Here is a 17622-nt window from a genome sequence, read left to right as displayed (position 1 = left end):
GAGGCCGCTCCCGCGTTGCACACGGGATCGCCGAACGGTCTTGCCTAGACTCGTCGCGTGACCACCAGCCAGCTCGACCCCCTCCTCGGCCGTCTCGTCGACGGCCGGTACGAGGTGCGCTCGAGGATCGCGCGCGGAGGCATGGCGACGGTCTACCTCGCCACCGACCAGCGCCTCGAGCGCCGCGTGGCCATCAAGGTGATGCACGGGCACCTGTCGGACGACGCCACCTTCAAGAACCGCTTCGTCCAGGAGGCGCGATCCGCCGCCCGACTGGCGCACCCGAACGTCGTGAGCGTCTTCGACCAGGGCCAGGACTCGGACATGGCGTACCTCGTCATGGAGTACCTGCCTGGAATCACCCTGCGCGACCTCCTGAAGGAGCGCGGCAGGCTGACGGCCCAGCAGGTCGTCGACATCATGCACTCGGTCCTGTCCGGCCTCGCCGCGGCTCACCGCGCGGGGATCCTGCACCGCGACCTCAAGCCCGAGAACGTGCTGCTCGCCGACGACGGTCGCATCAAGATCGGCGACTTCGGCCTCGCCCGGGCCGCCTCCGCCAACACCGCGTCGGGGCAGGCGCTGCTGGGGACGATCGCGTACCTCTCCCCCGAGCTCGTCACCCGCGGCACCGCCGACACCCGCAGCGACATCTACGCCATCGGCATCATGATCTACGAGATGCTCACCGGTGAGCAGCCCTTCACGGGTGAGCAGCCGATGCAGATCGCCTACCAGCACGCCAACGACTCCGTCCCGTATCCCAGCGCCAAGGTTCCCTCCGTGCCGAGCTCGCTCGACGAGCTCGTGCTGTGGGCGACGGAGCGCGACCCGGACATGCGGCCTCGCGACGCCGGAGTGATGCTCGCGCAGCTGCTCGAGGCCGAGCGCCTCATGGGCATCACGCCGACCGACCGGCGCGTCGCGGACACGCAGGCCGTCACTCCGCTCCCCGAGACGACTCCGGCGACGGCCGCTCCGTTCGACCCTGCGACCCCCGGGCAGACCGCCGTCTTCGACGGCGCGGCCGGCGAGGAGCAGCTGGACGACGACGACGAGACCGCCGTGGCGCGCCTCGCCTCCAAACGGAGGGTCCGTCGCCGCCGCGGCCTCGTGCTGCTCGTCGCCGTGATCCTGCTTGCTTTGATCGGCGGGGGAACGGCGTACTGGTTCGGCGAGGGACCGGGCGCGCTGCGCACCATCCCGAGCGTCGTCGGGCTCCCGCAGGAGGAGGCCGCAGCACTGATCGAGTCGAGCGGGCTGCGCGCCGAGCAGCAGCAGGCGTCCGACCTCACGGTCCCGGCCGGCACGGTGATGAGCTCCGATCCGGCGCCGGACGAGGCGATCCACAAGGACTCGGTCGTGACGCTCGTCGTCTCGAGCGGTCCCCGGCAGCTCGAGGTCCCCGCCCTCGCCGGCCTGACCGAGGAGGAGGCGACGGCCGCGATCACCGGCGCGCCCTTCGTCGTCGGCGAGACCACCCGCGTCTTCGACTCGGACGTCGACGCCGGACGGGTGATCTCGGCTTCGCTCCCCGACGGCGCGGAACTCCCCGCCACCCTGTCCGAGCAGTCGACGATCGCGATGACCGTCAGCCTGGGCGCGATCCCGAACGTGGTGGGCCTGAGCGTCGACGAGGCCACCGCCGCCGCGAAGGCGGCCGGACTCGCACTCGACCGCAGCGGTGACGACTGGAGCGACACCGTCCCCGCCGGGGTCGTGCTGATCCAGGCGAACCCCGAGTCGCCGGCGACCACGGGCGGGACGATCTCGGTCGTCGTCTCGAAGGGGCCGGAGCCGGTCGCCGTGCCGAACGTCGTGGGCATGACCCGCGACGAGGCGAAAGCCGCCCTCGACGCCGTCGACCTGACGTGGAGCTACTCCCTCTCGACCCTCGGCGCGCTCATCGACGCCGCACCGAACGAGATCACCAAGGTGACGGCGCAGTCCGACCCCGCAGGCGAGCCCGTGCAGCGCGGCACCTCGGTCCAGCTGTCGATCACCATCACGACGTAGCTGTCAGCGATGGCGTCCTCGCCGCCGTCGCCGCGGTCGGCTTCGCGGGATGGCCGTGTTCCATGGAGCGGGTCGCGACCGGCTAGGGCGAATCGCTGACACGCGATTCACCCGTTCGCCGTACGTATCGCGATGGCGTCCTCGCCGCCATCGCCGCGGTCGGCAGCTCGGGATGGTCACGTTCCACAGAGCGGGTCGCGAACGGCTAGCGCGAATCGCTGGAACGCGATTCACGCGTTCGCCTCGAAGGGCGCGGCGATCCGGGTGGCTCGGGCCTCAGCGGGGCCGGGGCGGGCGTGGGCGGCGGACCGTCTTCTGCTGATCGAGTAGCCCTCGGAGAGGGCGTATCGAGATCGGAGAGCTCCGGAGGGAAGGGTCTCGATACGCCACTGCGCGGCTGCTCGACCAACGGAAGCCAACGAGACACGCCGCGAGGGCCGGCCGTGGTGCGGAGCCGACCGCGCGGGAGGGGCGCCGGGGCGCCCCTCCCGCGGGTCAGCGCTGCCGGAGCTCCTCGGCGACCAGGAAGGCGAGCTCCAGGGACTGCATGTGGTTGAGGCGGGGGTCGCAGACCGACTCGTAGCGGGTCGCGAGGGTGGCCTCGTCGATCTGCTCGGAGCCGCCGAGGCACTCGGTGACGTCGTCGCCGGTGAGCTCGACGTGGATGCCGCCCGGGTGCGTCCCCGCGGCGCGGTGCGCCTCGAAGAAGCCGCTTGACCTCGTCGACGACGTCGTCGAAACGACGGGTCTTGTAGCCGGTGGGCGTGGTGAGCCCGTTGCCGTGCATCGGGTCGGTGACCCAGAGGGGCAGCGCGTCGCTCGACTTGACCGCCTCGAGCAGCGGCGGCAGGGCGTCGCGGATCTTCCCGGCACCCATGCGGGTGATGAAGGTGAGACGGCCCGGCTCGCGATCCGGGTCGAGCTTGTCGATGAGCTCGAGCATCGTCTCGGGGCTCGTCGACGGACCGAGCTTCACGCCGATCGGGTTGCGCACGCGCGACAGGAAGTCGACGTGCGCTCCGTCGAGCTCGCGGGTGCGCTCGCCGATCCAGATGAAGTGGCTCGACGTGTTGTACGGGGTGCCGGTGCGCGAGTCGATGCGCGTCATCGGGCGCTCGTAGTCCATCAGCAGGCCCTCGTGACCCGTGTAGAACTCGGTGCGCTTCATGCCCTCGAAGTCGGCGCCGCACGCCACCATGAACTTGACTGCGCGGTCGATCTCGCGGGCGAGCTGCTCGTAGCGCTGGTTCTGCGGGTTCTCGGTGAAGCCCTTGTTCCAGTAGTGCACGAGGCGCAGGTCGGCGAACCCGCCCTGCGTGAAGGCGCGGATGAGGTTCAGCGTCGACGCGGCCGTGTGGTACCCCTGCACGATCCGACGGGGGTCGGCGGTGCGCGACTCCGGAGTGGAAGTCGTAGCCGTTCACGATGTCGCCGCGGTAGGCCGGCAGGGTGACGTCGCCGCGGGTCTCGAGATCGCTCGAGCGCGGCTTGGCGAACTGGCCGGCCATCCGACCCATCTTGATGACGGGCATGCTCGCGCCGTAGGTGAGGACGACGGCCATCTGCAGGACCGTCTTGACGCGGTTGCGGATCTGGTCGGCGGTCGCTCCCGCGAAGGTCTCGGCGCAGTCGCCGCCCTGAAGCAGGAAGGCCTCACCGCGCGCGGCGGCGCCGAGGCGCTCGCGCAGCTGGTCGACCTCGCCGGCGAAGACGAGGGGCGGCAGCGCCGCGATCTCAGCCGAGGCGGCGCTGACCGCGTCCGCGTCCGGCCACTGCGGCTGCTGCTTGATCTCGAGGCTCGCGCCAATAGTCCAGGCCGGCGACCACGGAGGGGGCGGCGAGGACGTACGGTTCGTTCGGATCGATGACCACGGGGGTTCCTGGTTCTGACGGGCGCCGAGCGGCGCGCGAGCGGGTGCCGCCCGGACGGACGGCAGCGGTTGACGAGCATATCGCCTCGCGGGAGGCCTCCGGAGAGGCGGCGTCCCGCGCACAGCGGGCGGTCAGCGGACGAGCGCGGCGCGCTTCTCCTTGACCGAGGTCGCGTACACGTCGAGGTACTCCTGGCCGCTGAGGGCGAGGAGCTCGTACATGATCTCGTCGGTGATGGAGCGCAGGATGAAGCGATCGCCCTCCATGCCCTCGAAGCGGCTGAAGTCGAGCGGCTCGCCGAAGACGATGCCGATCCGGCCGAGCTTGGGCAGGCGGCTGCCGATCGGCATGATGCGCGCGGTGTCGACCATCGCCACGGGGATGACGGGCACGCGCGCCTCGAGCGACCATGCGCGCGACGCCGGTGCGTCCGCGGTACATCCGGCCGTCAGGGCTGCGCGTGCCCTCGGGATAGATGCCGAGGGCTTCGCCGCGCGCCAGGACCCGCAGACCCGTGTTGAGCGAGGCCTCGGAGGCCTTGCCGCCCGAGCGGTCGATGGGGAGCATGCCGGTGGCGGTGAAGAACATCTTCGTCGCCCAGCCCTTGAGGCCCTTGCCGGTGAAGTAGTCGCTCTTGGCCAGGAACACCATGTTGCGGTCGATCACCAGTGGGAGGAACACCGAGTCGATGAAGGACAGGTGGTTGCTGGCGAGGATCACTCCGCCCGTCTTCGGCACGCGATCGGCGTTCACCACCCAGGGCCGGAAGATCGTCTTCAGCAGCGGTCCCGCGACGATGTGCTTCATGAACCAGTAGAACATCGTGCGGCTCCTCAGCGTGGGCGGGTCGACGGGGAAGGGGTGGGGGCGGGATCAGAGCGACTCGGCGTGGAGCCGGGCGAGGTCGGCCGCGCCGACGACTCCGGCGTCGTTCACGAGCTCCGCGATGCGGAACTCCGGCTCGGGGTGGTAGCCCCGCGCGGGGAGGTTGTCGAGGTAGGCCTGGCGGATCGGATCCAGCAGCAGGTCGCCGGCCTGGGCCACTCCCCCGCCGATCACGAAGAGCTGCGGATCGAGGACCGCCGACAGGCTCGCCGCCGCCTCGCCCAGCCAGTGGCCGAGCTGGCGCAGTGCGGCGAGGGCGCCGAGATCGCCCGAGACGATGAGGTCCGAGATGATGCGGCCGTTCAGCTCGCCGCCGTTGCGGGCGCGGGCGTCGGCGATGCCCTGGCCGATCCCGCCGGCGTCGGCCAGCTCACCGGCGAAGCGCTGCAGTGCGCGTCCGGAGCCGTACTGCTCGATGCAGCCGCGCGCACCGCAGCCACAGGGCAGGCCGCCGGGGACGACGCGCATGTGCCCGACCTCGGCCGCGGCGCCGAAGCCGCCGCGCAGGAGGCGGTCGTTGATGACGATCGCGCCACCGACCCCGGTGCCGATCGTCAGCATGACCATGTCGCTGACGAGGCGCCCGGAGCCGTAGCGGAACTCGGCCCAGCCGGCCGCGTTGGCGTCGTTCTCGATGATGATCGGGAGGTCGATGCGGGCCGAGAGCTTCTCGCGGAAGGGCTCGTTGCGCCAGTTGATGTTCGGGGCGTAGTAGACGATCGACTGCGACGCGTCGATGAACCCGGCCGCCGCCACTCCGACCGCGGCGACGTCACCGGCGGGGAGTCCGTCGCGCAGGCGCTCGACCATCTCGACGACGACGTCGACGATCAGCTCGGGATGCCCGGCGGGCGTCGGCTGACGGTCCTCGCGGAGGATGGCGCCGAACTCGTCGACCAGCGCTCCCGCGATCTTCGTGCCGCCGATGTCGATCCCGATCGCGTGCACGCGAACCGCCTTCCCTCCGCCGTCGGCGCGAGGCGCCGGTGGAGCCGCCTGCTCCGGCGACCAGATCGAGTGTAGTGACCGCGGGCATCACCGGGGCGGCGGAGGCCTGCCCGGAGAGTCGCGCGGGAGGGACGGCCCCGATCGTTACCCTGAACGGATCCACAGCTTCGATCCCGCCGATAGAGTGGGCTCGACGTTCGTCAGGTACCGAAGGAGTTGCCGTGGAACAGTTCGATTCGCCCGCCGTGGTGGCCGCCGATCCGCAGGCCAACACTGCGGACCTGCTGCTGGACCGGGTCCGCGAGACACCCGATCGCGTGCTCTTCGGCGTGCCGGAGGGCGGAGGCTGGCGGGACGTCACCGCGCAGGAGTTCCTCGACGAGGTCACGGCACTCGCGAAGGGCCTCGTGGCGTCGGGCATCGAGCCCGGCGAGAAGATCGGGCTGATCTGCAAGACCCGCTACGAGTGGACGCTCATCGACTTCGCCGTGTGGTTTGCCGGCGCGATCCTCGTGCCGATCTACGAGACCTCCTCCCCAGCCCAGGTGCAGTGGAACCTCACCGACTCGGGGGCGCACGCGGTCATCGTCGAGACGGCCGACCACTTCGCGCGACTCGACGAGATCCGCGCCGACGTCCCGGACGTCCGGATCGCCTGGCAGATCGGCCTCGGCGACCTCGACAAGCTCGCAGCGCGGGGTCGACGTGCCCGACGCCGAGATCGAGCGCCGCCGCTCGCTGGCCACCGGCTCGGACATCGCGACGATCATCTACACCTCCGGATCGACGGGCCGCCCCAAGGGCTGCATCATCCGCCACTCGAACTTCGTCGAGCTCAGCCGCAACTCCGCGGTGGCGCTGACCGAGCTGATCCACCAGCCGGGCGCCTCGACGCTGCTCTTCATCACGACCGCGCACGTCTTCGCGCGCTTCATCTCGGTGCTCTGCGTGCACGGCGGCGTGAAGGTAGGCCACCAGGCCGACACCAAGCAGCTGCTGCCCTCGCTCGCCTCGTTCAAGCCGACGTTCCTGCTCGCCGTGCCCCGCGTCTTCGAGAAGGTGTACAACTCTGCCGAGCAGAAGGCGGAGGCAGGGAGGCCAGGGAAGATCTTCCGCCGTGCGGCCGATGTCGCGGTGGCCCACTCCGTCGCCGTCGAGGCCGGGTCCGTGCCGCTCGCCCTCAAGCTGCAGTACCTCCTCTTCGACCGGCTCGTGTACTCCAAGCTCCGCGCGGCGATGGGCGGGAACGTGCGATTCGCCGTCTCCGGATCCGCACCCCTCGGCGACCGGCTCGGTCACTTCTTCCACAGCCTCGGGATCAAGATCCTCGAGGGCTACGGCCTCACCGAGACCACCGCTCCCGCGAGCGTGAACCGCACCGAGCTCTTCAAGATCGGGACCGTCGGACCGGCGATGCCCGGCGCCTCCATCCGGATCGCCGCCGACGGCGAGATCCAGGTCAGGGGCATCTGCGTTTTCGGCGGGTACTGGAACAACGAGACGGCGACCGCGGAGGCGTTCGACGGCGAGTGGTTCCGGACCGGCGACCTCGGCTCGCTCGACGAGGACGGCTACCTGCGCGTCACCGGGCGCAAGAAGGAGATCATCGTCACGGCGGGCGGCAAGAACGTCGCGCCGGCTGCGCTGGAGGATCCGATCCGCGCGAATCCGCTCGTCGGTCAGGTGGTCGTCGTGGGCGACCAGCGCCCGTTCATCGCGGCCCTCGTGACGCTCGACAGCGAGATGCTGCCGACCTGGCTCGGCAACAACGGTCAGGACCCGAAGCTGACGCTCGACGCGGCGGCGGTCAATCCGACGGTCCTCGCCGAGATCCAGGAGGGCCGTCGACCACGCGAACACCGCGGTCTCGCGGGCGGAGTCCATCCGCAAGTTCGTGATCCTGCCGACCGAGTTCACCGAGGCCAGCGGCCACCTGACGCCCAAGATGAGCATCAAGCGCGCGGTGATCCTCTCGGACTACGCGACCACCGTCTCGGCGCTGTACTCCGCCGCGCCGGCCACCGAGGGCATCTCGCTCGCTCGAGGCCGCCGGCCCGCCCGCGGTCGCGGTAGTCTCGCGCGAGCGTCCGCGATTCGCAGAGCGGGTCGCGACCGCCGACGGGAAGACGCTGCATCGCGCCTCGCCGGAGACGGCGGCGCCTCCGGAGAGCCCGTCACGTTCGGTCCACACCCGTCCTGGACACAGGGATCTCGATACGCCCGCTGCCCGGGCTACTCGATCAGCAGGCAGGACCCCTCGACGAAGCGCCCCCTCTCCTCCACAGTCCGCCGGACGCGCGAAATCACGTCCGCGCCCCGAGCACCAACGGAGTCGGAGAGGGACCGGCTCCCCGAAAATGCAGCCGTATCCGGGAAAGCGCGTCCGAGCGCTTTCCCGTCGGCGTCCGCGACCCGCTCTGCAGAACGCGACCACCTCACCGAGCCGACCGCGAGGAGGCGGGCAGGGACCGGCTCCCCAACGGCACAGCCGTATCCGGGAAAGCGCGTTCGAGCGCTTTCCCGTCGGCGGACGCAACACGCTCTGCGAACCGCGACCACCTCGAAGAGCCGACCGCGGGGAGCCGGGCAGGGACCGGCTCCCCGAAGGTGCAGCCGTATCCGGGAAAGCGCGTCTCAGCGCTTTCCGTCGGCGAACGCAACACGCTCTGCAGAACGCGACCACCTCACCGAGCCGACTGCGCGACGCCCGGCAGGGACGGGCGTCCGATCAACTCAGAACCAGGGGGATTCCCGCACGTCCTTCATGGCGGCGCGGCGGTCCTCCTTGGACAGGCGGTCGAGGTAGAGGCGGCCGTCGAGGTGGTCGCACTCGTGCTGGAGAGCCTGGGCCATCAGGCCGTCCCCCTCCAGGATCACCTCGTTGCCGTCGAGGTCGGTGCCGCGGACCTTGGCGTGGGGGTAGCGGATCGCCGGGTACCAGAGGTTCGGGACCGAGAGGCAGCCCTCGTCGACGGGCTGCGGGTCGCCGCTGAGCTCGATGATCTCGGGGTTGAGGACGTAGCCGATGACGCCGTCGACGTTGTAGCTGAAGGCGCGGAAGTTGACGCCGATCTGCGGTGCTGCGACGCCGGCTCGGCCGGCAGGGCGGACGCTGTCCACGAGGTCCTCGACGAGTCCGCGGATCCCGTCATCGATCGCGTCGATGGGGGCCGACGGGGTCTTCAGGACGGGATCTCCGAAGATGCGGATCTGGCGTTCGGTCATGTGGTGCGCTCCCTCAGGGCCTCCTCCGCTTTCAGGAGGGCGTTCTCGACGACTTCGCTCGCCGCCGGGTGCGGCCAGTACTGGCTGCGGGCGAGTCCGTGGACACCGCGTCCGACGCTGGCGGCCTGGACGAGCGGCTGAATGAGGATACTCGCCTGCGGACCCATGAGGTGGGCGCCGAGCAGGGCGCCGTCGAGACCGACGACCAGGACGCAGACGCTCGACTCGTCTTCGAGCGCCCAGCCGTAGGCCGTCGTGCGGTACTCCTGGCTCACGGAGATCGCGGCGAGGCCGGCCTCCTCGGCGTCCGCCAGGGTGAGACCGAAGTGCGCGATCTGCGGATGCGCGAAGATCGCGCCGGGCACGGGCGACAGCGTGTTGCGCATCGGCTCGTCCGGGTGGAGGAGGTTGTGGGCGACGATCCGCGCCTCGTGGTTGGCGACGTGCTTGAGCTGCCACTCGGACGAGACGTCGCCGAGCGCGTAGAGGCCGGGACAGGAGCGCCGCCCGAGAGCACGCGCTGCTCCGGGTCGACCGCGATGCGGCCGTCGGCATGCAGATCGATGCCGACGGCCGCCGCGGCGAAGGTGTCGCTGTTGGGGTCGCGGCCGAGGGCGACCAGCAGGACGTCCGTCTCGACGCGGGTTCCGTCGCTGAACGTGACGACGAGTCCGTCGTCGCCGGCGTCCACCTGCTCGGCGGTCACCTCCGTGCGCACGTCCCAGCGCTCGCGGGCGAGGTCGGTGAAGCGGCGCGCGATGTCCTCGTCCAGCGAGCGGAGCAGGCGGTCGCTGCGGACCGCCAAGGTCACGGCGGTGCCGAAGGCGGAGAACACGTGCGCGAACTCGACCGCGACGGCCCCTCCGCCCAGGATCACCAGGCGCTCGGGGAGGTCGTCGAGCCGCATGATCGACGACGAGTCGTGGATCCGCGGGTCGGGCGAGTAGGCGGCGAGCAGGGGCCGTGGGCGGGATCCTGCGGCGACGACCACGCGGGGAGCGCTGATCCGGGTGCCGCTCGCGCTCACGAGCACGTGCGGACGGGCACCGTCGCCCAGGGACTCGAAGCCGAAGCTCTCGCGCAGCACCGTCACGTTCGGCGATCGCTCGTCGCGGTACTCCAGGCCCGCCCGGCTGATCGTGTCGGTGCGGCCGAAGACCCGGTCGCGCACAGCCGCCCACTCGGGCCGCGCGAGCGACCCGCGCACGCCGAGGGCCGCCCTCGTCGACGTCGGTGACGACGTCGGCCACGTGCACGAACATCTTGGTCGGGATGCAACCGGCGTTCAGGCAGGTGCCGCCGAACCACTCGCCGTCGTCGAGGAGAGCGACGCGGGCGTCGTCGTACTCGGGACCGGCGATCGAGTTGCCCGAGCCGGCACCGATGACGATGAGGTCGAACTCCTCCGCCGCAGCGAGCTCTTCCGACGACTGCTCCACGGCCGCGTCAGGCACGCCGGACCGGCATGCCCTCGACGACGAGCGCGGCCAGCAGGCGGGCCGCCTCCTTCGTCCCCGGACGCAGCTGCTCCCACTTCACGACGGAGCCGGCGGCGAGCACCGGGTCGTAGGGGATGCGGACGATGTCGCGCACCCGCGAGCGGAAGTGCGACTCGATCTCCTCGAGCTTGACCAGGCTCGTGCCCTGGGTCGCGGTGTTGAGGGCGACGACGGCGTTCTTGACGAGATCGCCGTATCCGTTCGCGTCGAGCCAGGTCAGCGTCTCGGACGCGAGGCGGGCCTCGTCGACGCTGCCGCCCGAGACGATCACGACGGTGTCGGCCCGCTGGAGGGTCGCGCGCATGACCGAGTGCACGATGCCCGTGCCGCAGTCGGTGAGCATGATCGAGTAGAAGCGCTCGACGAGATCGGCGACCACGTTGTAGTCGTCCTCGTCGAAGGCCTCGGAGAGCATCGGGTCGGTGTCGGAGGCGAGGACGTCCAGCCGGGTCTCGTCGCGGGAGACCATCGTCGAGAAGTCGGTGAATCCCGAGACGCCCGACGCGCTGTTCACGACGTCGCGGACGGTCGAGCGCGTCTGCTTCGGCACGCGCTCCGCGAGGGTCCCGCGATCGGGGTTCGCGTCGACGGCGATGATGCGGTCCTCCCGGGAGTCCGCCAGGGCCATGCCGAGCAGGGTCGTCACCGTCGTCTTGCCGACGCCGCCCTTGCGGGTCATGACGGGCACGAAGCGCGTCCCGCCCTCGAACTGGCGTCCGATCCGCTCGTCCATGGCCTTCCACGCCTGCACCTTGCCGGAGTCGCCCAGATTCACGGCGTGGAAGGTGACGTTGTAGACGAAGCGGTTCCAGCCGCCGACGGGTGCCGGGCGGGTGCGCCGGTTGACCTCGAGGAGGCGGTCCGGCGTGAGCATGGAGGACGACTCGGGCGTCGAGGCGGTGCCGGTCGACGTCGCCGTCTCGGCGCGCAGGCGGTCGCGGCGCGTGGCCGCCCGGCTCTGCTCGTTCGCGAGCGCCTCGGCGGCGGGAGCCGCCGCCGGCGCCTCGCCGCGGCCGCGAGGGCGCTCGCCGCCGTCTCCGGGCAGCACCGACACCTCGTCGCGCGCGGCGTAGCCTGCGGAGACCGGTCGAACCGCTCCACCCGGGTCGGCCGGAGCGGGCTCCGGCGGGAGGATCCCGGCGGAGCGGGAAGCGGGCGCGGAGGGGATGCCCAAGGTCCCCACGTCGACCGGAGTCGTCGTCGACGGGCGCCGGAGCGGTCGAGCGGCGCAGCGGAGGGGCGGGCGGATCCAGCCGCACACCGTCCGGGATCCGCGTGGGCGCGGTGTCGCTGGCGCGCGGCACGTACTGCGCCGAGTCCCTCGCCGCGTCGAGCGCGGTGCGGGGAACGGGACCGGTGCCGGTGTCGGGCTGTTCGTCGTTGCGCTCATCCATGCGAACGAGCCTCCTTCCGCTTGCGGTCAGTGTACCGGCGCCCCCTTCCGGGGCGCCGGGCCTTGGAGTGCCCGGGCCCCGGCTGCTAGGAGGGGTCCGATGACGACGAGCAGATCGCCCGCGTCGACCTGCTGCGTCGCCGGCACGGCGAGCCTGCGGACGGTGCCCGCGACGGGCGTCGTGATGGCCGCCTCCATCTTCATCGCCTCGATCGTGGCGACGGCGGCGCCGGCTGCGATGCGATCGCCGACCGCGACCTTGAGCGTGACGACACCCGCGAAGGGAGCGGCGACCTGGCCGGGATCGGAGCGATCGGCCCTCTCGGCGCTCGTGGTCTCGACCGTGATCGTCCTGTCGCGCACGAACACGGGACGGAGCTGCCCGTTGAGCGTCGTCATCACGGTCCGCATCCTGGTCGTCCGCGTCGCCGACGGCCTCGAGGCCGACGTAGAGCCGGACGCCGCGCGACATCTCGACCACGTGCTCCTCCCCCTGGCGCAAGCCGTAGAGGTAGTCGGCCGTGTCGAGCGCCGACACGTCGCCGTACGCTTCGCGCACGCCGAGGAACTGCTCCGACGGACCGGGGAACAGCAGACGGTTCAGCGTCGCGCGCCTCGCTGCCGCGTCATCGCCGCCGAGCACCGCGCGGTCCTGCTCGGACACGTCGGCCACTGCGATCCGGACGTCGCGCCCCTCGAGCACCCGCGAGCGGAAGGGTTCGGGCCAGCCGCCGGGGAGCTCGCCGAGCTCTCCGGCCATGAATCCCACGACGGAGTCGGGATGTCGTAGTTCTGCGGGTTCTCGGCGAAGTCGGCAGGATCGGCGTCGACCGCGGCCAGGTGCAGGGCGAGGTCGCCGACCACCTTGGACGACGGGGTCACCTTCGGCACGCGGCCCAGGATCCCGTTCGCTGCGGCGTAGAGGTCCTCGACGACCTCGAACCGGTCGGCGAGTCCGAGCGCGATGGCCTGCTGACGCAGGTTCGAGAGCTGACCGCCCGGGATCTCGTGGCGGTAGACGCGGCCGGTGGGGCCCGGCAGGCCCGACTCGAACGGGCGGTAGAGCCGACGGACGGCCTCCCAGTACGGCTCGAGGTCCGAGACGGCGCCGAGATCGAGCCCGGTGTCGCGAGGAGTGTGCGCGAGCGCGGCGACGAGCGCCGACAGGGACGGCTGACTGGTGGTGCCCGCCATCGGAGCCGAGGCGGCGTCGACCGCATCGGCCCCCGCCTCCGCCGCGGCGAGGAGCGTCGCGAGCTGGCCGCCCGGGTGTCGTGCGTGTGCACGTGCACCGGGAGGTCGAACCTGGTGCGCAGCGCCTCGACGAGGCGCGCGGCGGCGTAGGGCCGCAGCAGACCCGCCATGTCCTTGATCGCGAGCACGTGCGCTCCCGCCTCGACGATCTGCTCGGCCAGGCGGAGGTAGTAGTCGAGCGTGTAGAGGTTCTCGGCCGGGTCGAGCAGGTCGCCCGTGTAGCAGACGGCGACCTCGGCGAGGGTGGTGCCGGTGGCGAGCACGGCGTCGATCGCGGGACGCATCTGCGAGACGTCGTTGAGGGCGTCGAAGATGCGGAAGACATCGATGCCCGACGCCGCGGCCTCCTGGACGAAGGCGTCGGTCACCTCGGTGGGGTAGGGCGTGTAGCCGACGGTGTTGCGCCCGCGCAGCAGCATCTGGATCGCGACGTTGGGCAGCGCGGAGCGCAGGGCGTCGAGCCGCTCCCACGGGTCCTCGCCGAGGAAGCGGAGCGCGACGTCGTAGGTCGCCCCGCCCCACGCTTCGACCGACAGCAGCTGCGGCGTCAGCCGGGCGACCGAGGGTGCCGCGGCGACGAGGTCGCGCGATCGCACCCGGGTGGCGAGCAGCGACTGGTGGGCGTCGCGGAAGGTCGTGTCGGTGACCGCGAGCGCCGTCTGGGCGCGCAGTGCGGCGGCGAACCCCGCGGGCCGAGTTCGAGCAGGCGCTGACGCGACCCCGTCGGCGCGGGTGCGGAGAGATCGACGGCGGGCAGCTTGTCGACGGGCGGCAGTCCGGGCGGACGGGCGCCGTGCGGCTGGTTCACCGTGACCTCTGCGAGCCACGTCAGCAGCTTCGTGCCGCGGTCACGGGACTCCCGGCCGGCCAGCAGTCCCGGCCGCTCGTCGATGAAGGACGTGCTGAGGTCGCCGGCCGCGAAGGACGGATCCTCGAGCACAGCCTGCAGGAACGGGATGTTGGTCGAGACGCCGCGGATCCGGAACTCGGCCAGGGCGCGCTTGGCGCGTCCGACGGCCGCCTCGAAGTCCCGCCCGCGGCAAGTGAGCTTCGCGAGCATGGAGTCGAAGTGCGGGCTGATCTGCGCGCCCGGATTGATCGTGCCGCCGTCGAGCCGGATCCCGCCGCCGCCGGGCGAGCGGTAGGTCGTGATGCGGCCGGTGTCCGGCCGGAATCCGGCCGCCGGGTCCTCGGTCGTGATGCGGCACTGCAGCGCCGCGCCGTGCAGCCGCAGCTCGCCCTGGGTGAGGCCCAGCTCGGCGAGGGTCTGCCCGAACGCGATCCGCATCTGCGACGCGACGAGATCCACGTCGGTGACCTCCTCGGTCACGGTGTGCTCGACCTGGATGCGCGGGTTCATCTCGATGAAGACGTGCTCTCCCGCGCGCTCCCCCGCCGTGTCGAGGAGGAACTCGACCGTGCCCGCGTTGACGTACCCGATCGAGCGGGCGAAGGCGATGGCGTCCCGGTGCATGGCCTGCCGCGTCGCCTCGTCGAGGTTCGGCGCGGGCGCGATCTCGACGACCTTCTGGTGCCGTCGCTGCACCGAGCAGTCGCGCTCGAAGAGGTGGACGGTCTCGCCGGTCGCGTCGGCGAGGATCTGCACCTCGATGTGCCGGGGGCGGACCACCGCCTGCTCGAGGAACATCGTGGGGTCGCCGAACGCGCTGTCGGCTTCGCGCATGGCCGCTTCGAGGGCGGCGCGGAGGTCCTCCGGGGCGTCGACGCGACGCATGCCGCGGCCGCCCCCTCCGGCCACCGCCTTCGCGAAGATCGGGAACCCGATCCCCTCCGCTCCCGCGACGAGCTCGTCGAGATCGCGGGAGGCAGGAGGTGGAGCGCAGCACCGGCACGCCGGCCGCGCTGGCGTGCTCCTTGGCCGTGACCTTGTTTCCCGCCATCTCGAGCACCCGTGCGGGTGGCCTCGATGAAGGTGATGCCCGCCTCCGCCGCAGCACGCGCGAGCTCGGGGTTCTCGGAGAGGAAGCCGTAGCCGGGGTAGATCGCGTCGGCGCCGCACTCGCGTGCCACCCGGATGATCTCGGAGACGTCGAGGTACGCGCGGACCGGGTGCCCCTTCTCGCCGATCTGGTAGGCCTCGTCGGCCTTCAGCCGGTGCAGCGAGTTGCGATCCTCGTAGGGGAACACCGCCACCGTGCGCGCACCGAGCTCATACGCGGCGCGGAACGCCCGGATCGCGATCTCGCCGCGATTGGCCACAAGGATCTTCGAGAACACGGCAGTCCTTCGGGTCGGTCCTCCGCGGGCGACGAGGAGCCGGGGCCACGACGTCGGGACCCCTGCATCCGCCTCCCCGGCGGTGGGCGCGCAGGGAACGGTTAGGTTCTCCCACCCTAGTGAAAGTAAAGTAACCAGCCATGCATGTACTCAGCGTGAGCTCCCTCAAGGGCGGCGTCGGCAAGACCACGGTGACCCTCGGCCTCGCGTCCGCCGCGTTCTCCAAGGGTCTGCGAACGCTCGTGGTCGACCTCGACCCCCAGTCCGACGTCTCCACCGGGATGGACATCAACGTCGCCGGTCATCTGAACATCGCCGACGTGCTCACGTCGCCGAAGGAGAAGATCGTCCGCTCGGCCATCGCCCCCTCCGGATGGACGAAGGAGCACCACGGCACGATCGACGTGCTGATCGGCAGTCCCTCCGCGATCAACTTCGACGGACCGCACCCGAGCATCCGCGACATCTGGAAGCTGGAGGAGGCGCTCGCGAGCGTCGAGGCCGACTACGACCTCGTGCTCATTGACTGCGCTCCGTCGCTCAACGCGCTCACGCGCACGGCCTGGGCGGCGAGCGACCGCGTCGCCGTTGTCACCGAGCCCGGCCTCTTCTCGGTGGCCGCCGCCGACCGCGCTCTGCGCGCCATCGAGGAGATCCGGCGCGGCCTGAGCCCCGGCTCCAGCCGCTCGGCATCATCGTCAACCGCGCCCGCGTGCAGTCGCTCGAGCACCAGTTCCGGATCAAGGAGCTGCGCGACATGTTCGGCCCGCTGGTCCTCAGCCCTCAGCTGCCCGAGCGCACGTCGCTCCAGCAGGCGCAGGGCGCGGCGAAGCCGGTGCACGTGTGGCCCGGCGAGAGCGCCCGGGAGATGGCGCACAACTTCGATCTGCTGCTGGACCGTGTCATCCGGACCGGCCGGATCGGCGAGCAGGTCCCGGCGGCGAAGTAGCGCCTCCCCCGTCTCGATCACGGCGTCGCAGCTCCGGCTGCGGCGCCGTCGTCGTCGGGCGGGGTGGTCGGCGCGGTGACAGTGGCTGCTGGCGGTGGTGGATCTCGATACGCCCGCGGCGCGGCTACTCGATCAGCAGGGGCAGTCGGGTGCCTGCAGGTGACCGGTGCGGAGCGGTCAGCCGACCTTGCGGGATGCGCGGCGCTGGGCGAGCTCGTCCGTCGGATCGACGGACTGGTCGCCGAGGTCGACGAGGCTGGACTCGACCTCGCGGAGCACCTTGCCGACGGCGATGCCGAAGACGCCCTGTCCGCGGCTGAGGAGGTCGATGACCTCGTCATTGGAGGTGCAGAGGTAGACGCTCGCCCCGTCGCTCATCAGCGTGGTCTGAGCGAGGTCGTCGACCCCGGACTCGCGGAGCTGGTTGACGGCCGTGCGGATCTGCTGGAGCGAGATGCCGGTGTCGAGGAGTCGCTTCACGAGCTTGAGCACGAGGATGTCGCGGAAGCCGTAGAGGCGCTGCGTGCCAGAGCCGGAGGCCCCCCGAACCGTCGGCTCGACGAGCTCGGTGCGCGCCCAGTAGTCGAGCTGGCGGTAGGTGATGCCCGCGGCACGGGCCGCGACGGCACCGCGGTACCCCGCGTGCGCGTCGAGATCGGGCAGTCCGTCGGTGAACAGGACGAGGTCGCGCTGGCCGCTGACGTCGCGGCTGACTTCTCTCATCCCGTGGCCTTCCGGATCCGAAACGCCGGATCGTCCGAACGCGCTCCCTACGGTACTCACCCGGGGGTGCCGAGTAAACGACATCGGCTCCCGGGCCGCGGCGTGTCGTCGCGGCGGTCGGATCAGGAGCGCGAGATCCGCGTGAGGGCGCTGCGGACCATCGCCTGGCGGATGGTGCCTAGCTGCGCGGCGAGCCCCATCGCGTTCTCGGCGGCTCCCGCCGAACCGGAGGCGTCGCCCCGGCGCGCACTGGACGCGACGACGCTCTCGATGAGCGACATCTCGCGCTCCACGGCCACGCGCAGCGGACGGAGGTGGCGCGGCTCGATGCCCGAGCGGCCGAGCTCGACGAGGGCCTTGAGGGTCGTCGCGGCCTCCTCGCCGTAGAACTCGCCGCCGCGCACGAGGCCGGCGGCGATCGCCTCCTGGAGCAGGACGGTGCTCGCGCCGGCCTCCTGTGCGAGCTGATCGCGGGTGAGCCGCGTGGCAGGAGCGAGGAGCGAGGGCGGGGCCGCCGCCCACTCCGCTCGGGAGCACAGGCTCGCGGCCCGCATCGACGTCGTCCAGGTAGCCCCGGATGACCTTGAGCGGGAGGTAGTGGTCGCGCTGGAGCGCCAGGA

Annotated in this window: 11 protein-coding genes and 6 pseudogenes; 3 read left to right on the top strand and 14 right to left on the bottom strand. The window is 71.3% G+C overall.

All coding sequences use genetic code 11. The annotated features are described in order from the left end of the window. The first annotated feature begins 57 nt into the window (after positions 1–57). Positions 58–2016, top strand: a complete 1959-nt coding sequence (gene pknB / locus AC0CII_RS03630; protein WP_465225972.1) for a Stk1 family PASTA domain-containing Ser/Thr kinase — start codon at positions 58–60, stop codon at positions 2014–2016. A gap of 495 nt (positions 2017–2511) precedes the next feature. Here the strand turns inward: pknB and AC0CII_RS03625 are convergent. From AC0CII_RS03625 to AC0CII_RS03615, 3 genes and pseudogenes are all read right to left on the bottom strand, one after another. Beyond that, positions 2512–3843 (bottom strand): annotated as a pseudogene (locus AC0CII_RS03625) (class II 3-deoxy-7-phosphoheptulonate synthase). Between the two features lie 176 nt (positions 3844–4019). Then, positions 4020–4710, bottom strand: a pseudogene (locus tag AC0CII_RS03620) (lysophospholipid acyltransferase family protein). Positions 4711–4761: 51 nt separating this feature from the next. After that, positions 4762–5721, bottom strand: coding sequence for an ROK family glucokinase (locus tag AC0CII_RS03615; protein ID WP_207408104.1), 960 nt, complete (start codon positions 5719–5721; stop codon positions 4762–4764). A 221-nt stretch (positions 5722–5942) separates the two neighbouring features. Here AC0CII_RS03615 and AC0CII_RS03610 point away from each other — a divergent pair. Continuing rightward, positions 5943–7759: pseudogene (locus AC0CII_RS03610) on the top strand (AMP-dependent synthetase/ligase); the annotation flags it as partial. 695 nt (positions 7760–8454) lie between these two features. On the opposite strand, the gene def reads toward AC0CII_RS03610, so the two are convergent. From def to AC0CII_RS03565, 9 genes and pseudogenes are all read right to left on the bottom strand, one after another. Then, positions 8455–8946, bottom strand: coding sequence for a peptide deformylase (gene def / locus AC0CII_RS03605; RefSeq protein WP_465225973.1), 492 nt, complete (start codon positions 8944–8946; stop codon positions 8455–8457). Next, entirely contained in the window at positions 8943–9332 is a 390-nt protein-coding gene (locus tag AC0CII_RS03600; protein ID WP_465228702.1) for a hypothetical protein, read from the bottom strand. Before AC0CII_RS03600 ends, def begins: the two co-directional genes overlap by 4 nt. Next, positions 9218–10153 (bottom strand): FAD-dependent oxidoreductase, encoded by a 936-nt coding sequence (locus AC0CII_RS03595; protein WP_465228701.1) that lies wholly within the window; start codon positions 10151–10153, stop codon positions 9218–9220. The genes AC0CII_RS03600 and AC0CII_RS03595 overlap by 115 nt, the downstream gene beginning before the upstream one ends. 239 nt (positions 10154–10392) lie before the next feature. Continuing rightward, the gene (locus tag AC0CII_RS03590; RefSeq protein ID WP_465228700.1) at positions 10393–11619 is read right to left on the bottom strand and encodes a MinD/ParA family ATP-binding protein; all 1227 of its coding nucleotides are present in this window, start codon (positions 11617–11619) and stop codon (positions 10393–10395) included. Between the two features lie 246 nt (positions 11620–11865). After that, positions 11866–12249, bottom strand: coding sequence for a biotin/lipoyl-containing protein (locus AC0CII_RS03585; RefSeq protein WP_465228699.1), 384 nt, complete (start codon positions 12247–12249; stop codon positions 11866–11868). 97 nt (positions 12250–12346) lie between these two features. Next, positions 12347–12804, bottom strand: a pseudogene (locus tag AC0CII_RS03580) (pyruvate carboxylase); the annotation flags it as partial. Then, positions 12717–13688: a hypothetical protein gene (locus AC0CII_RS03575; RefSeq protein WP_465228698.1), complete on the bottom strand. Its 972-nt coding sequence runs from the start codon at positions 13686–13688 to the stop codon at positions 12717–12719. The gene AC0CII_RS03575 and the pseudogene AC0CII_RS03580, both read right to left, overlap by 88 nt. Then, positions 13640–15112 carry an ATP-binding protein gene (locus AC0CII_RS03570; protein ID WP_465228697.1) on the bottom strand — a complete coding sequence of 491 codons (1473 nt, stop codon included), beginning with the start codon at positions 15110–15112 and terminating at the stop codon, positions 13640–13642. The genes AC0CII_RS03575 and AC0CII_RS03570 overlap by 49 nt, the downstream gene beginning before the upstream one ends. Further along, positions 15079–15312, bottom strand: a pseudogene (locus AC0CII_RS03565) (biotin carboxylase N-terminal domain-containing protein); the annotation flags it as partial. The gene AC0CII_RS03570 and the pseudogene AC0CII_RS03565, both read right to left, overlap by 34 nt. A gap of 158 nt (positions 15313–15470) precedes the next feature. Between AC0CII_RS03565 and AC0CII_RS03560 the strand changes: the two are divergent. Continuing rightward, a pseudogene (locus tag AC0CII_RS03560) lies at positions 15471–16279 on the top strand (ParA family protein). 177 nt (positions 16280–16456) lie between these two features. Here the strand turns inward: AC0CII_RS03560 and AC0CII_RS03555 are convergent. Together AC0CII_RS03555 and AC0CII_RS03550 are read right to left on the bottom strand one after the other, a co-directional pair. Continuing rightward, on the bottom strand, positions 16457–17002 hold the full coding sequence (locus AC0CII_RS03555) for a MerR family transcriptional regulator (RefSeq protein WP_465225976.1): 546 nt from the start codon (positions 17000–17002) through the stop codon (positions 16457–16459). Between the two features lie 122 nt (positions 17003–17124). Further along, positions 17125–17556 (bottom strand): hypothetical protein, encoded by a 432-nt coding sequence (locus tag AC0CII_RS03550; protein ID WP_465228696.1) that lies wholly within the window; start codon positions 17554–17556, stop codon positions 17125–17127. Positions 17557–17622 lie beyond the last annotated feature (66 nt).

The organism is Rathayibacter sp. AC182, from assembly GCF_979253875.1.
Note: the sequence above shows the minus strand (reverse complement) of the source record. Positions and strands in the feature narration are given on the sequence as shown.

What these genes read in the sequence shown, in the direction of transcription:
- def (WP_465225973.1), bottom strand. Translation starts at nt 8,946, where the DNA reads ATGACCGAACGCCAGATCCGCATCTTCGGAGATCCCGTCCTGAAGACC.
- AC0CII_RS03600 (WP_465228702.1), bottom strand. Translation starts at nt 9,332, where the DNA reads ATGCGCAACACGCTGTCGCCCGTGCCCGGCGCGATCTTCGCGCATCCG.
- AC0CII_RS03585 (WP_465228699.1), bottom strand. Translation starts at nt 12,249, where the DNA reads ATGCGGACCGTGATGACGACGCTCAACGGGCAGCTCCGTCCCGTGTTC.
- AC0CII_RS03555 (WP_465225976.1), bottom strand. Translation starts at nt 17,002, where the DNA reads ATGAGAGAAGTCAGCCGCGACGTCAGCGGCCAGCGCGACCTCGTCCTG.
- AC0CII_RS03550 (WP_465228696.1), bottom strand. Translation starts at nt 17,556, where the DNA reads ATGCGGGCCGCGAGCCTGTGCTCCCGAGCGGAGTGGGCGGCGGCCCCG.